13 protein-coding genes are annotated in these 14,794 nt (G+C 46.3%); 11 read left to right on the top strand and 2 right to left on the bottom strand.

The features are described 5' to 3' along the window. Window positions 1-46: 46 nt before the first annotated feature. From ACUC6J_RS18510 to yajC, 4 genes are read left to right on the top strand one after another with little or no spacing between them, the layout of a single operon-like run. Window positions 47-2,140, top strand: coding sequence for a SpoIID/LytB domain-containing protein (locus ACUC6J_RS18510; RefSeq protein ID WP_330720489.1), 2,094 nt, complete (start codon window positions 47-49; stop codon window positions 2,138-2,140). Window positions 2,141-2,147: 7 nt separating this feature from the next. Next, a complete protein-coding gene (queA, locus tag ACUC6J_RS18505) occupies window positions 2,148-3,176 on the top strand; it encodes a tRNA preQ1(34) S-adenosylmethionine ribosyltransferase-isomerase QueA (RefSeq protein WP_102999040.1) in 1,029 nt (342 codons plus the stop codon). A gap of 20 nt (window positions 3,177-3,196) precedes the next feature. Further along, entirely contained in the window at window positions 3,197-4,336 is a 1,140-nt protein-coding gene (tgt, locus tag ACUC6J_RS18500) for a tRNA guanosine(34) transglycosylase Tgt (protein ID WP_019688330.1), read from the top strand. 35 nt (window positions 4,337-4,371) lie between these two features. Next, window positions 4,372-4,707 (top strand): preprotein translocase subunit YajC, encoded by a 336-nt coding sequence (gene yajC, locus ACUC6J_RS18495; RefSeq protein ID WP_102999039.1) that lies wholly within the window; start codon window positions 4,372-4,374, stop codon window positions 4,705-4,707. Window positions 4,708-4,776: 69 nt separating this feature from the next. Here yajC and ACUC6J_RS18490 read toward each other — a convergent pair whose 3' ends face one another. Then, window positions 4,777-5,166, bottom strand: coding sequence for a TIGR04086 family membrane protein (locus ACUC6J_RS18490; RefSeq protein ID WP_016819137.1), 390 nt, complete (start codon window positions 5,164-5,166; stop codon window positions 4,777-4,779). Between the two features lie 206 nt (window positions 5,167-5,372). Here ACUC6J_RS18490 and ACUC6J_RS18485 point away from each other — a divergent pair, with 206 nt between their 5' ends. Continuing rightward, window positions 5,373-6,149 carry a DUF421 domain-containing protein gene (locus ACUC6J_RS18485; protein ID WP_016819136.1) on the top strand — a complete coding sequence of 259 codons (777 nt, stop codon included), beginning with the start codon at window positions 5,373-5,375 and terminating at the stop codon, window positions 6,147-6,149. A 6-nt stretch (window positions 6,150-6,155) separates the two neighbouring features. Here ACUC6J_RS18485 and spoVB read toward each other — a convergent pair whose 3' ends face one another. After that, the gene (gene spoVB / locus ACUC6J_RS18480; protein WP_447249257.1) at window positions 6,156-7,727 is read right to left on the bottom strand and encodes a stage V sporulation protein B; all 1,572 of its coding nucleotides are present in this window, start codon (window positions 7,725-7,727) and stop codon (window positions 6,156-6,158) included. A 308-nt stretch (window positions 7,728-8,035) separates the two neighbouring features. Here spoVB and ACUC6J_RS18475 point away from each other — a divergent pair, with 308 nt between their 5' ends. The 6 genes from ACUC6J_RS18475 to ACUC6J_RS18450 all read left to right on the top strand — a co-directional run bounded on the left by ACUC6J_RS18475 (window position 8,036) and on the right by ACUC6J_RS18450 (window position 14,649). After that, window positions 8,036-8,293, top strand: coding sequence for a post-transcriptional regulator (locus ACUC6J_RS18475; RefSeq protein ID WP_013372642.1), 258 nt, complete (start codon window positions 8,036-8,038; stop codon window positions 8,291-8,293). Window positions 8,294-8,383: 90 nt separating this feature from the next. Continuing rightward, the gene (gene secD / locus ACUC6J_RS18470) at window positions 8,384-9,640 is read left to right on the top strand and encodes a protein translocase subunit SecD (protein ID WP_016819134.1); all 1,257 of its coding nucleotides are present in this window, start codon (window positions 8,384-8,386) and stop codon (window positions 9,638-9,640) included. Next, on the top strand, window positions 9,630-10,544 hold the full coding sequence (secF, locus tag ACUC6J_RS18465) for a protein translocase subunit SecF (protein WP_016819133.1): 915 nt from the start codon (window positions 9,630-9,632) through the stop codon (window positions 10,542-10,544). Before secD ends, secF begins: the two co-directional genes overlap by 11 nt. Before the next feature lie 140 nt (window positions 10,545-10,684). Further along, a complete protein-coding gene (locus ACUC6J_RS18460) occupies window positions 10,685-11,641 on the top strand; it encodes a cation diffusion facilitator family transporter (RefSeq protein ID WP_017427788.1) in 957 nt (318 codons plus the stop codon). A 33-nt stretch (window positions 11,642-11,674) separates the two neighbouring features. Then, the gene (gene recJ / locus ACUC6J_RS18455; RefSeq protein ID WP_016819131.1) at window positions 11,675-14,071 is read left to right on the top strand and encodes a single-stranded-DNA-specific exonuclease RecJ; all 2,397 of its coding nucleotides are present in this window, start codon (window positions 11,675-11,677) and stop codon (window positions 14,069-14,071) included. A gap of 65 nt (window positions 14,072-14,136) precedes the next feature. Further along, window positions 14,137-14,649: an adenine phosphoribosyltransferase gene (locus tag ACUC6J_RS18450; protein ID WP_013372637.1), complete on the top strand. Its 513-nt coding sequence runs from the start codon at window positions 14,137-14,139 to the stop codon at window positions 14,647-14,649. The last annotated feature ends 145 nt before the right edge of the window (window positions 14,650-14,794 follow it).

Genomic DNA, 14,794 nt, shown 5'->3' with positions numbered 1-14,794 from the left:
ATCATGTAATAAAAGTGCTAGTCAGCTAGAATTGGGGGAGCTAGAAATGAGTGGAGAAACATTGAACCGAAAAAAAACTTTCGGAGCGTGGACAGGCGGCTTCAAACGAGCAGCAGTTATTATGGTATTAGCTACAGCTTGCATACCTTGGTCTTCGGGCGTTCACGCTGCTGCCGCCCAAGAAGATATTCGTGTAGTGATCTTTGCGGATCTAGGTAGTAAATATAAAGCGACAGTCCCCGCTGTAACTTTGAAATCATCAGGAAGCCTGAGTGTCGGCCAGAACAGTGGGGGAAGCTTTCAGGCTTGGATGGGACTGCCGGACAGTACGGCTCGTTTTAGTGTAGACAGCTATCGAGTGAAGGTATTTGAAGGAAATGAAGCGACTGCGATAAAAGCGGCTCAAGCTCTGCAAAAGACTAATGATAAACCTACTGTTTTTATCGGTTCAAAAAACGGTAGCTCTGTCTATCAAGTGTATGCAGGATTATATGCTAGTGAACAGTCGGCACAGGCTGCTGTGCAGCGGATTTCCTTAGCAACCGGAGCACAGGCCGAAGTTAAGGGAAACAAACATTGGTCGACGGGAAGCTACGGAACCGAGCAGGAGGCTAATCTTGTTCGCACGACTATTGCTGCCGCAGGCTTTGATGCTTTTACAGTAATTCAATCAAGAGGCCAGTACGCTGTATGGGTTGGAGAAGAAAGTAATGACAGCAAGCTGTCGGCCTTGAAAACAGAACTGGAGAGCAAGCAGCCCAGACTCACCCTTTCCAAAGTGAATACTACTCAAACTGGTCTGATTCTAAGACAGGAAGCAGGAGTAACGACAGGCTCACAGGCGATGTCTCATTACATGCTAAGTGGCTCTAATAACAGCAAGGTAATTGTCAACGGCGGTAATAATGGAATCCAAGTGGTCGAAAGATCACAGCGTACATATCGCGGCGACATGGAGATTGGCATGACGTCAGGACAGCTGGCGCTTGTAAATGAAGTCCCTTTGGAGCAGTATTTGTATTCCGTAGTAGGAGCAGAGGTCTATTCTTCATGGCCAGATGAAGCGCTCAAGGCTCAAGCGGTAGCTGCTCGCAGTTATGCGCTTGCCCAAGGCAATCGGTTTCAGATCGGCAATGTGGTAGATGGCACCCTAAGCCAAGCTTACAACGGTAAGAGCTCAGAACATGCGAATGTCAACGAGGCTGTAGATGCAACAGCTGGTGAAGTTATTAAGAGTGGCGGCAAAGTGGTCGAAGCTGTATTCTCTTCTAATGCGGGCGGTGTGACAGCAGATGCTTCCGAGGTGTGGAATAGTGGTGGTGAAGCGTTTGCGAGCGTGGACAGCTCGGGAGATACTTCGGCACAAAAAGGAGCACAAGAGTGGTATCACGTACTTCTCTCCAGTGGCAAGACAGGCTATATTCGCGAGGATAATGCTAAGGAGCTGGAGGGAGTTACAGAAGCAGGGTTAGACAAAATCACCGTCACTGCGGAAAATACAAATGTGCGTCCTATTCCCCAAATCCAATCAACGGTTACACCCGTAGCAAAGGCGCAGCCGGGCGAAGAGATGATTGTTTTGGAAAAGGTGCCTCAATCCGGAGACTATGCATGGGTTAGAGGCCCCTTTACAGCAGCTCAAATTGCTAAGTCCTTGCAAGGAAAAATAACTGGCACGGTACCATCCTCTATTAATCACCTTGATGTCACCAAACGAGGTCCGTCAGGGCGAGTATTGGAGGTTGAAGCAGATGGCACCCCTTTAAAAGTGAAATATCCGGACATGTATCGCTCAGCGATGGGGGGACTGCCGAGCACACTGTTTGATATTGCGAGTACCGGCAGTTATACTGTATTAGGCGCTGATGGAGCTACTACTCATATAAGCGGCACACAAGGCACCCAAATTCTGTCTGCATCTGGCACCAGCACTTCAAGTGGTAACGGGGTGGTCGTCATGAATGAAGATCGCCATGCACGAGTCATCGACAAAACGCAAAGCTTTATTTTTACAGGTAAAGGGAATGGTCATGGCTTGGGCTTATCACAATGGGGGGCCAACGGTTTGGCAGAGCAGGGGTATGATTACAAGAAAATTTTGCAACACTATTACAAAAATGTGGATATAGTTAAGGACTGACCAATATATGAACGTAAACGACTACGATTTTGAACTACCTGAAACATTAATTGCACAGACGCCTTTGCTTGAGCGGACCGCTTCTAGATTACTGACGTTAAACAAAAACAACGGCGAAGTGGGACATCATACATTTTCGGATATTGTGCAGTATCTTCAGCCAGGGGATACGCTGGTTCTGAATGATACCAGAGTAATTCCTGCACGTTTGTTTGGCATCAAGCAAGACACTGGGGCTAAGGCCGAGGTTCTGCTGCTTAAACAACTGGAGGGAGACCGATGGGAAGCATTGGTGAAACCCGGCAAAAAGCTGAAAAAGGGAGCTGTTATTGTTTTCGGTGATGAGCTGAAGGCGGTTATTGAGGAAGAAGGAGATATGGGCGGAAGGGTACTTTCATTTTCATATGATGGTATTTTTCAGGAGATTCTGGATCGCTTGGGGCAGATGCCGCTTCCTCCGTATATCAAGGAACAGCTGGATGATCGTGAGCGGTATCAAACCGTTTATGCTCGGCACGAAGGTTCTGCTGCGGCACCAACGGCAGGGTTACATTTTACAGAAGAATTACTGGACCAAATTAAAGAGAAGGGCGTTACGGTTGCCTTTATCACACTTCATGTCGGTTTAGGGACGTTCAGACCGATGTCGGTGGATACGATTGAAGAACATGTTATGCATGAAGAATACTATTCATTGTCACAGGAAACGGCAGATATACTCAATGCAACCAAGGCACGCGGTGGGAGAGTCGTGGCAGTGGGAACAACCAGTTGCCGAACGCTGGAGACGGTGGGCAATAACTTCGTAGATGGTGTGCTACAGGCCAGCAGTGGCTGGACACAGATTTTTATTTATCCAGGCTATGAATTCCGTGTGGTGGATGCAATGATTACGAATTTCCATTTGCCTAAGTCCACCTTGGTTATGCTGGTCAGCGCACTAGCTGGCAGAGAGAATATTATGCATGCTTACCAGGAGGCGATTGACCAAAAATATCGGTTCTTTAGCTTCGGGGACGCTATGTTCATATATTAATTAAGGATGGTAGAGAAAATATGGCACCAGCAATAAGATACGAACATATTAAGACCTGCAAGCAATCAGGAGCACGTCTGGGGCGTGTACACACCCCCCACGGAGTTATTGAGACTCCAACCTTTATGCCTGTGGGAACTCAAGCAACTGTTAAAACGATGAGCCCTGAGGAACTGAAAGCGATGGATGCTCAAATTATTTTGAGTAATACGTACCATCTGTTTCTTCGTCCTGGTCATGATATTGTCCGTGAAGCGGGCGGACTGCACAAGTTTATGAATTGGGATCGTCCTATTTTAACAGACAGCGGCGGATTCCAAGTGTTTTCCTTAAGTGAAATGCGTAAAATTTCAGAGGAAGGTGTTCATTTTCGCTCTCATTTAAATGGAGATAAGAAGTTTCTTTCTCCGGAAGTGGCGATGGAAGTCCAAAACTCACTTGGCTCGGATATTATGATGGCCTTCGATGAATGTCCACCGTTTCCGGCTGAGTATGAATACGTGAAAAAGTCACTGGAACGTACCAGCCGTTGGGCTGAGCGTTGTTTGGAGGCACATGCGCGTCCTCATGATCAAGGTCTGTTCGCCATTGTACAAGGAGGCATGCATGAAGATCTGCGTAAGCAAAGTGCGGCAGATTTGACTTCCATGGATTTCCCGGGGTATGCTATTGGTGGACTGAGTGTAGGTGAACCTAAGCATTTGATGTATGAAGTGCTCGATTATACGGTTCCTCTGCTTCCTACCAACAAACCACGTTATCTGATGGGCGTAGGTTCGCCGGATGCTTTGATTGAAGGCTCCATTCGTGGTGTGGATATGTTCGACTGTGTACTTCCAACCCGAATTGCTCGCAATGGGACAACGATGACAAGTCAAGGACGTCTTGTCGTTCGGAATGCGAATTATGCAAGCGATTTTGGCCCGCTTGATCCGGCTTGTGATTGCTACACTTGTCGCAATTATTCACGTGCTTACTTGCGACATTTAATTAAAGCAGATGAAACCTTCGGGCTCCGACTGACAACGTATCATAACTTGCATTTCTTAATACAATTGATGCGTAATGTCAGACAAGCGATTATGGATGACAGGCTGCTTGATTTCCGCGATGAATTTTTTGAGCAGTACGGTCTTCATGATAATGATAAAGGCTTTTAAGTTTTAGGGGAGAGTATACGAAAGGGGGATTTAATGTGTTTCATTTTGCTACAGCTGCGACTGCACCTGGTGGAGCTGGCGGACTTTTTCAAATGATCTGGCCACTGGCTCTGATGTTTGTAATCTTCTATTTCTTGCTGATTCGTCCGAATCAGAAAAAACAAAAGCAGCGTCAATCGATGCTTCAAGCTTTGAAAAAGGGAGATAAAGTAATTACAATCGGAGGTCTTCACGGTACAATTGTGGAGATTACGGACGATGTGGTTGTTTTGCGTGTGAATGATGTGACAAAGCTGACCTTTGACCGCAGTGCAATTAGTAATGCGATTGCAAAAGACACTGCAACTGAGGAAGTTGTTTCTAAATCGTAATATGCGATTGTAATGCAAAAACCGAGCCTTAGAGGAGGCTCGGTTTTTTTGTGTTGCATACATGTCGACTTACTTGCTGAAGTTAATGCCAAACATCCCGCCACCTGCTCCTATGACAAACGCGATTCCTAAGTGCATCAGGTCTTTACCGTTCATGCCTGCATCCAATGCCAAAAAACCGACCAGAAGAACGATTAGTCCATACAGAATGCCTGTAATACCGCCTTGATACCAGCCTTTGTTCGTGGATCTTTTACCAGCGACGAAGCCGCCAGATAGCATGGCGAATGCGTGGACGATGTACGTATACAATGATAAATCCTGTTCTTGCATCTGTGTCATCCACAAGAGTATTGAAAGAATCAATGCGCCAAACAGCATCCATGCAAAGGCATAAAATAAGCCGGATAAAATGGGATGGGCCAGACGAAACGAACACCAGCGGCGAATGAGCTCCATGGATAATTCCTCCTGTACCAAGGTTTGAACTATTATCATTCTATGGCCAAGCTTCCCGGGTTAGTACCAAGTCGTAAGCAGTCTTTCTCTTTATTTCAATAATTTAGCCTTTTGTTTTTTGTATGAGCCAAGTGAGGAACGGTCAGAATACGTGTACAATGAACGACTAATGTCTTGTCGCAAGTACAGGAGAGGAGGCGAACCTATTGAGTCACGATATTTTTGCTCATATTTTTCGGACGCTGCTCATGTATTTTATTGTATATCTGGTGATGCGCTTGATGGGTAAAAGGGAGATCGGAAAACTGTCTGTTTTCGATCTCGTCATATCCATTATGATTGCGGAAATTGCTGTGTTCAGCCTGGAGGATATAAAACGTCCACTTTATGAAGGGTTGATTCCTTTAGGAGTGCTGTTAATTTTGCAAATCGGGATTTCCTATTTCAGTCTGAAAAGTCGGCGTCTGCGCTTACTATTTGATGGTAGGCCCAGTGTATTGTTCTCCAATGGACAACTAAACAAGGACGAAATGGCGAAGCAGCGTTATAACTTAGATGACTTGCTGTTACAACTTCGTGAACAAAATATAGAAAGTTTGGACGAGGTTGAATATGTCATTCTGGAAACAACAGGTAAACTCACGGTGATTAGCAAGGATATTTACGATGGCGCTAAACGCGAAAAAATAAAGCAGGAACAAAGCGAGAATGATTTGATAAGCAAAGAGCACCAGGAAAATAGAGTCCACCCTTCTCCACAAATCGGTGGAAAGTTTAGATATGAGGGACTGCCGATTCCATTAATTATGGATGGCAAGGTGCTGGATCGAAATTTGGAACGGATGGATATGAACCGTTTTTGGCTTAAAAATCAGATTCAAGCGAAGGGACACAAAGATTTTAAGGATGTTTTCTTATGCTCGGTCAACCATAGAGGGGATGTATATATTACACCGCCGGTCTATGGAGAATCTTCAGATTAAGCTTTTTTATGCTTTAAACCATCTTCTCAGGATTGGAATGCGTGTGAGGTTGTCCCAGTCGATCATTTTGATCAAGGTCATCAGGAAAAGGTACAGAATAATTCCCAAGCCTGCGGCAAAAATAAACTGGAGCCACATTTGATCGAAAATCGTTAAATGTCTGTAGGTATATAATACCGCTGCCGCCATAATGATCATGCCTATCCCGGTTTTCCAGAAGTCAAGTAAACGTACACGAAAGCGAAGCAGTCTGCTGACACTGAAGCCATGTAGGAGGGTAACGATAGCACTGTTAATACAGATGGCGATGACAGCTCCGTAGATACCGTACTGAGGCTGGGAAGCAAGCCATACAATCAGCCCAATTTTGATAATGGCTCCGATAAAGGTGTTCAATAAGGCGCTTCCAGGACGGTCTAACGCCTGAAGTGCTGCCTGAAGCGGGGCCTGAATGTACATAAAAAGTGCAAAGGGCGCCATGAGTTTAAGCATGCCCGCAATATCGCCATTATTGTAGAGCAGCAGACACAGCGGCTCTGCTAATACATACATAATTACGGCAAATGGAGCTCCTGCGACTAAAGCAAGACGAAGCGATTGATGCAAACGTTTGTGAATGGCGGTAATATGCCCTTTTGCTGCTGCTTCGGATAACGAAGGCACGAGTGAAACAGCCAGCGAACTGGTAAGGGCTCCAGGTAGTAATAACACAGGAATAACCATGCCCTGCATGGCTCCATATTGTGCAGTTGCCACGCCAGTTGCAATGCCTGCTACGGCGAGGCTACGCATGCATAAGATAGATTCGAGCAAATAAGATAAGGAACCGACAAGCCTTCCAGCAGTAACGGGAACGGAAATCGACATAAGACGTGACAAAACGGATGATTGCTCGGTATGAACTTCTGAAGGTAAAGGCGCCTTCGGTTGAAGAATGTGATCTTTTCGCTGGTTCCAGACGTATTGCCACAGCAGCACAACCATGCCAATGAATTCACCCGCCAAAGCACCAAGCATGGCACCCGCAGCAGCGTAGGCTACCCCATGGGGAAGTAACAAGTAAGCAAACCAAATGACGCAAAAAATGCGCATGACGGTTTCCGCAATGGAGGAGCTTGCGGAAGGGATCATATTTTGTTTTCCTTGAAAATAGCCCCTATAAGCTGAGGAAACAGCAACAATGACAATCATTGGGCTCATACTCACGAATGTATAATACACACGGCTGTCGGTCAGGAGATGGCTTGTGATCCAAGGTGCAAACACAAGACAGATTGCCATGGCGATCAGGCTGAGTGTAATGGTGAAGCGCAAGCTAGTGTGCAAAATACGCCGCGACATTTCGGGTTGCCCCGCCGTCTCAGCTTCAGCTACAAGCTTGGCTACCGCAAGAGGGATGCCGCCGGTAATAAGAGTCACTAGTACAATAAAAAAGGGATACCCCTGCTGGTACAAGCCGACTCCTTCGGGGCCGATGATACGCGGGAGTGCGATTCGGGGAATAAAACCCAGTAGCCGATTGATGATTCCCGCTGCCAATAAAATAATTGCTCCATGAATGAATGTCTGCTTTTTCAATCGCAACTCCCTCTTCCCCAAAATGAAATTCTGCGTCTATGTGTTTCTTTAGAAGATATGCTGAACCTGTCCATGTTCATGACAAGCTTTTCAGCTTAGAAACAAGGTGATCCAGACTACAAGAGGGAGAGTGGTGAATTCTGCTATTGACGAGCGAAATGAATGCATATATTGTTGATTTACGGCTATTTTTCGATGAAAAGAAGGGTTTTCCAAGATCAGGACAGAAATGTTCTATAAAGCAGTCAATAACCCCGCTAATTGCTGATCTGCGGAACCGATAGTCGCTGGGAGGAGGAACGGCCATCGTGGGTATGGAAGAGCTGGATGAGCAGGATTGGGATGACGCAATTGAGATACTCTGTCAAAGTAAGGCAGACGAGCTGATCCTTGTAGGTTATGAACATGTCACCAGTAAGGACGTGTGGAATTGCGTCAGCCATAAATATGAAAAGGAGGGTATTCCTCCGCTGCACAAGCTCGTTAACGATATACTTTCCCTTAAAGCGACGAGCTTTATGAACTATTTGACGATGTCCGCATTACGGGGCTCCACTTTCGAATAGAAGGGGGTCTTTTTTTGCGTTCAAATTGACTGCTTTTTGAGGGGTAGCTATAATAGGAATATTGAGAATGAAAGGGGAACATGGGACGGAATGAAAAGAATTCTAAGTTTCATCGTGGTCGTGCTCATAACTACTGGTGTTATGGTCGGGACAAGCCCGGGCCTACTAAAAAGTTTAAAACTAGGCCTCGATTTAAAGGGAGGCTTTGAAATTTTATATGAAGCCCAGCCTTTGGAAGCCGGGCAGCGTGTAACCAGCCAGTCTCTGATACAAACAGCACAAAGCTTGGAGAGACGTATTAATGCGCTTGGTACGACTGAGCCGGAAGTAACAACTGAGGGGAGCAATCGTATTCGCGTGCGGCTTGCTGGTGTCTCTAATGAGGCGGAAGTCCGCTCCATGCTAAAAAAACCCGCAGAGTTAACATTCCGTAGTGCAACGGCAGCAGATGCTAAAAAGCCGGGTCAATACAGCAAAATTGAGCTCCGCGGTAATGATTTTGTGGAGAATGGTGCTGTGGTAGGCTATGATCAGCTGAACAAGCCTGAGATTAGTATCAAAGTAAAAGACAAAGCTAAATTTGCAGAAATCACAAAGCGACTTATGAATAAAGAGTTGGCTATTTTCCTGGATGATGAATTACTGTCTGCACCTACAGTCCGTAGTGAATTGACGGATGGCAGTGCTTCGATTACAGGTAGCTACACACGTGATGAGGCGAACAAGCTAGCAGATACGATCAACCTGGGTGCTCTTCCGCTTAAACTGACGGAAAAATATTCTCAGAGTGTAGGGGCTACACTGGGTCAGCTGTCACTGGATCAGACGATCCGTGCTGGTTTGATCGGCTCGGTCATCATTCTGATCTTTATGATTGCAATGTTCCGTGTACCGGGACTGATAGCTAGCTTCTGTCTCATCGTTCATACCTGGCTGGTGCTTGCGATTTTTTATTTGGGCGGTTTCGTGCTCACACTTCCGGGTATCGCAGCCTTCGTGCTCGGGATCGGGATGGCGGTGGATGCCAATATCATTACGTATGAACGGATTAAAGAAGAAATCAAGTCAGGCAAAACGATTCGTTCTTCTGTCATTGCAGGCAGTAAGGCATCGTTCCGTACTGTTATGGATGCCAATATTACGACAATTATAGCGGCAGCCGTCATGTTTGGTCTGGGTACAGGCTCCGTTCGAGGATTCGCTCTCGTGCTCATCGTTGATATTGTCGTGAGTATTTTGACAAATATCTTCTTCTCGCGCTTCTTGCTCAATCTGCTGGTTAAAGCAGATGCTGTGAAGAAGGCCAAGTATTTTGGTGTGAAGGAGAGTGATATCAGTGCGCTTTAATTGGGACTATAAATATGTCAAGATGAGCAAGTGGTTTTACACGTTCTCGATTATTATCACATTGCTTGGTATTTTGAGCTTATCGATATTTGGTTTGAATTACGGGGTTGATTTCCGTTCCGGTTCCAACGTGGATGTTAATTTGACTAAGACAGTTACACAAGAACAGATTCAAGCTTTGCTGAACAAGAACGGGATCGGCAAAGAGGTGGATTATACACCAGGTAAAGAGCGTTTCGGCATTCGTTTTTCACAGGTATTGACGGATCAGCAAGTGAATGAATTCAAAACCTCTTTTAACAAAGAGCTTGATCCGAAAGCATCATTTGAGGTCAATACGGTGGATACGGAAATGGCGCAAGAGCTGGAGCGAAATGCAATCTGGGCGATTTTGCTGGCCTCTGTGGCTATTGCTATCTACATTTCGATCCGGTTTGAATGGCGTTTTGCGGTTGCTGCAATTGTTTCGCTGCTGCATGATGCGTTTCTCGTCATTAGTATATTCTCGATTTTCCGGCTTGAGGTGGATTTGACCTTTATTACGGCTATTCTGACGATTGTCGGTTTCTCCATTAATGACACCGTCGTTATTTTTGACCGTATTCGGGAAAATCTGCGATTTGCAAAGAAAAAGTCCAGAACCGACTTGGAGCAAGTCGTCGATCACAGTATTGCACAGACAATGACGCGTTCACTCGCAACTGTGTTTACAGTGTTTATTGCCTCCGTCTGCCTATTCATTTTTGGCGGCGAGTCCATTCGGATGTTCTCGCTTGCGATGGTTATCGGTTTGCTGTTCGGTGCTTACTCCTCCATCTTCATTGCCAGCCCACTGTGGGTAGCTTTGAAGGGAAAACAAAAGACGCCAACAACTGGTGGAGCAGCCAAAACTGCAAAGTCTTAAGTTACGCAAATACCAGTAGTATAAATTAAAGAGAAAGCCGCGTCTGCTTGGGCGCGGTTTTCTAAGGTTTTAAGAATTCGGTTATATTGGATTGGAGCTTTATCGGGAAATGGTTAGTTCAGGATTGAGGGGGAAACGTTGTGAATAGCGAACGCAGCCGATCATTAGAAACTGCGGCGTTGAGCGGAATTGTAGGGAATCTCGCGCTGGCTGTTCTAAAGGGAACCGTCGGTTATGCAGCAAACAGCAAGGCGTTGATGGGGGATGCACTGCACACGGCTGCGGATAGTGCTTCCCGTTTGCAGGAGATGCTGTTTTCCAAGGGTGGTGCAGATCACGGAATGCTGGCGCGGTTGCGGAACGGTGAAAAAGTTCGGACGGTTATATCTGTGGTGCTGGCTATTTTAGTGCTGATGAGCGGACTTCAACTAGCTATTTCTGCTATTCGTTCATTAAGCAGTTCGGAACCGCAAGCTCCCGGTTTGTACGCATTAATTACCGTGTTTATTGCTTTGGTGTTGAGAGAAGCGTTGTTTCAGTTTCAATATCGCTACTCGATTAAACACGGCCATAAAGCGGAAGCGGATCGGTACGCTAACCATGAACGGTACTCGCTATATGCATCGCTGATTGCATTGATCGGCATGATCGGTGCAATGACTGGCGAGGCAATGGAATGGCCTGCATTATTATATCTTGATCCAACTGCAGCTTTGCTGGTAGCCTGTCTGGTGCTGCGTAAAGGATATCTCATGGTAATGAATACCGCTTACCAGGTGCCTGCACAGCCCTTGCAGGAGGAAGACTCCCAGCGCTTTATGGAGACGATTCAACGGGTATATGGTATTGTAACGGTTGAACACTTACATGCTCAGGAAACGGGTCATTTCATAACAGTGGATGTGACGATAAGTGTTAACCCGCGGATTACGGTGCAGGAGGCGCAGGAAATTGCTGATCGAGCCAAAAATTTACTGTTAGCCCGTTTTCCACAGGTAACTCATGTACAAATGCAGTTCATTTCTTACCAAGCCGGGTATCCTTATAAATCCAATCATGAACTGCCAGATAATGATGCGTCGTCCTTGCTTCAATAAGGCAGGCCGACTATGAAAGAAAGGTGAATAGGATTGCTTCATTCGCAGTACAGATGGAAGACCCCGGAGGTTAACCTGGAAGCGGCTCAACCGTTAACAGAAGAGCTGGGGATTTCACCATTGTTGTCCCGGCTTTTAGTGAACCGGGGCGTCACTACGGCCGGGGAAGCAAACCGCTTTTTGTACGGAAGTGTGGACGATGTACACGACCCATTTCTGCTTCTTGGCATGAAAGAGGCCGTGCCGAGAATTCGCCAGGCTCTGGAGCGCGGCGAGCATATATTAATCTATGGCGATTATGATGCGGACGGTGTATCCAGTACATCATTGATGATTCAGCTTATGCGTTTTCTGAAGGCATCTTATGATATTTACATTCCCCATCGTTCTAATGAGGGATATGGTCTGCATAACCATGCTCTGGATTGGGCACATCAGCAGGGAGTGACGCTGGTCATTACAGTGGATACCGGAATTAGTGCAGTAGAGCAAATTGCTTATGCGACTTCCTTAGGAATCGATGTGATTGTGACTGACCATCATGAGCCGCCTGCTGTGCTTCCCGAGGCTTATACTTTGATCAATCCGAAGCTACCGGATTGTCCCTACCCGTTTAAAGGCCTTGCAGGCGTTGGTGTTGCCCTGAAGCTGGCTCAGGCGCTGTTGAGTGAAGTACCCGAGGAATGGTTTGAAATCGCCGCTATTGGTACGGTAGCTGATTTGATGCCACTACATGGTGAGAATCGGACGATAGTACGTAGAGGGATTCAATCGATGAGAAACACTGCATTCCCAGGGATTCGGGCGTTGCTTCATGTAGCGGGTGTGGAGATATCCACAGTGACTTCGGTCAACATCGCATTTGCATTGGCTCCGCGGATTAATGCGAGCGGGCGTCTGGATCATGCGGGACGAGCAGTTTCCCTGCTGACGACAGAAAAAGAGGAGGAAGCAGACCAGCTTGCGCATGCGCTGGATCTGCTCAATCGTGAGCGCCAACAAGTGGTCGAACACATAGTGGAGCAAGCCGAGCAGCAATTAGCATCCAAACTAAATGAAGGCAAGCTTCCATCTGTGATTGTTTTGGCTGGTGAGGGCTGGAATGTTGGTGTCGTCGGAATTGTGGCATCCAAGCTATTGGATCGGTATTATCGTCCGACCATTATTCTGGGCATAGATGCGGAGACAGGCATGTGCAAAGGCTCTGCTCGTTCTATTCCTGCATTGGATATATACAGTGCTCTTACAGATTGCCATGAGCTCATGGAGCATTTTGGTGGACATCCTTCGGCAGCGGGGATGACGCTGTCCCGTGACAATCTGGAATTATTCGAAGAACGGCTTAACTGCTATGCAGGTTCCATTTTGGCACCGGAGGATTTTATCCCTATAGCTGAGGCTGATATGGTCTGTCGTCTGGATGAGGTGTCTTTACAAGTGGTTGAAGAACTGGAATTACTTCAGCCTTTTGGGATGGGAAATCCTTCTCCACGATTCATATTACAGGGGCTTCAATTGCGCGAGGCTCGTAAAATGGGACGTGAGAAAAACCATGTGAAGCTATTGCTGGAGCAGAATGGTTTATCGTTGGATGCGATTGCCTTCCGACGTGGCGATTTGGCTGATTTTTTACAGCAGCAAACGGACATAGATCTGTTGGGCGAGTTATCAATTAACGAGTGGAACGGTAAACGTTCACTTCAGCTGATGATGCAGGATATTCGTGTGCAGGCTCCGCAAATTTTTGATTATCGTGGAGTATCGGACCCACTTGCCGAACTGGAGCGAGGGCTGAGGATCTTCCATCCAAGCTTAGAGGAACGAAAGAATGATGTTGCGGTGTTGATCCATCCGTCATCCCGGCTTCGGACATCGAGCTCCGTGGGCGCTGAATCCTTATGGTTATACGATAAAGATGGCAGCGTTACTCCTAGTGATGGTCGAAAAGATACACAGCACTCTGTGAAGTCGCTGTTCGTACTGGAGCCGCCAGATACACCCGAGCAGTTTCATGCATTATGGTCTACCTTTGAGAATGTAGAGAACGTGTTTCTTCTTCATTCGATCAGTGAGCGTGGCGGCCGGCTCGTGAGCCCCGATAGGGAGCTGTTTAAGCGTATTTACATTGTGCTTTCTCGAATGGGAACACAGCTAATTGATGAAAAAGCAATGCTACCTGCTCTTAGCAGGCAGTGCTCGTGTTCAGTGCGCATGTTATCCAAAGTATTGGACATCTTCGAGGATCTTGAATTTTTGACTCGTACAGATGGTCAATTTCGTTTTGTATCCAATCCGCCCAAGCGGGATTTAACTGCTTCTCCGCGCTATCAGGAATTGTACAATATGGCTGAGATGGAGCGGTATTTACTGGATGCGGACACCACCCAGATGACGAGCTGGATCATGTCGCTTATGAAAGGTGCGTCTTGAGATATTACCTTGCAGTTTTGTAAAATGTATATACTAATTAGAAGTTTACAGTAGGAGGAACTAAGTTGGACTACAAAGAATATATTCGGGTAATTTCCGATTTTCCACAACCAGGGATTAGTTTTAAGGACATTACGACCCTAATGAAAAATGGTGAACTGTATCGCAAGGCGATCAACGATATGAAGGAACTGGTATCTGATTTAAAAATTGATTTGATTGCAGGTCCGGAAGCACGTGGATTCGTTGTTGGTGCACCTCTGGCTTATGCGCTTGGTGTTGGTTTTATTCCCATCCGTAAGAGTGGCAAGCTGCCTGGAGAAACCATTGAGGAAGCATACGGTTTGGAATATGGTAAGGATACTCTGGCTATGCATAAGGATGCGATTGAGCCGGGGCAAAATGTTCTGATTGCTGATGATCTGCTTGCTACAGGCGGAACCATCGCTACGTCCGTTAACTTGGTACGCCAACTTGGTGGCAATGTGGCAGGGGCTGCCTTTCTTATCGAGCTGTCTGACCTCAACGGACGGGCGAAGCTGCCTGACGTAGATGTATTCACCCTAATTAAGTACTAAGTGTTTAGAAACCGGGGTTTCCCGGGAAATATTTATACATGGATTACCTAAATAGTCCGATGGAACATCTCTTTATCTAAAGAGTTGCTCCATCGGACTATTTTTTGATTGTAATTAAATTGAATTATCTTATTGTAACAAATTA

The sequence above is a fragment of the Paenibacillus sp. JJ1683 genome (assembly GCF_053006485.1).
Note: the sequence above shows the minus strand (reverse complement) of the source record. Positions and strands in the feature narration are given on the sequence as shown.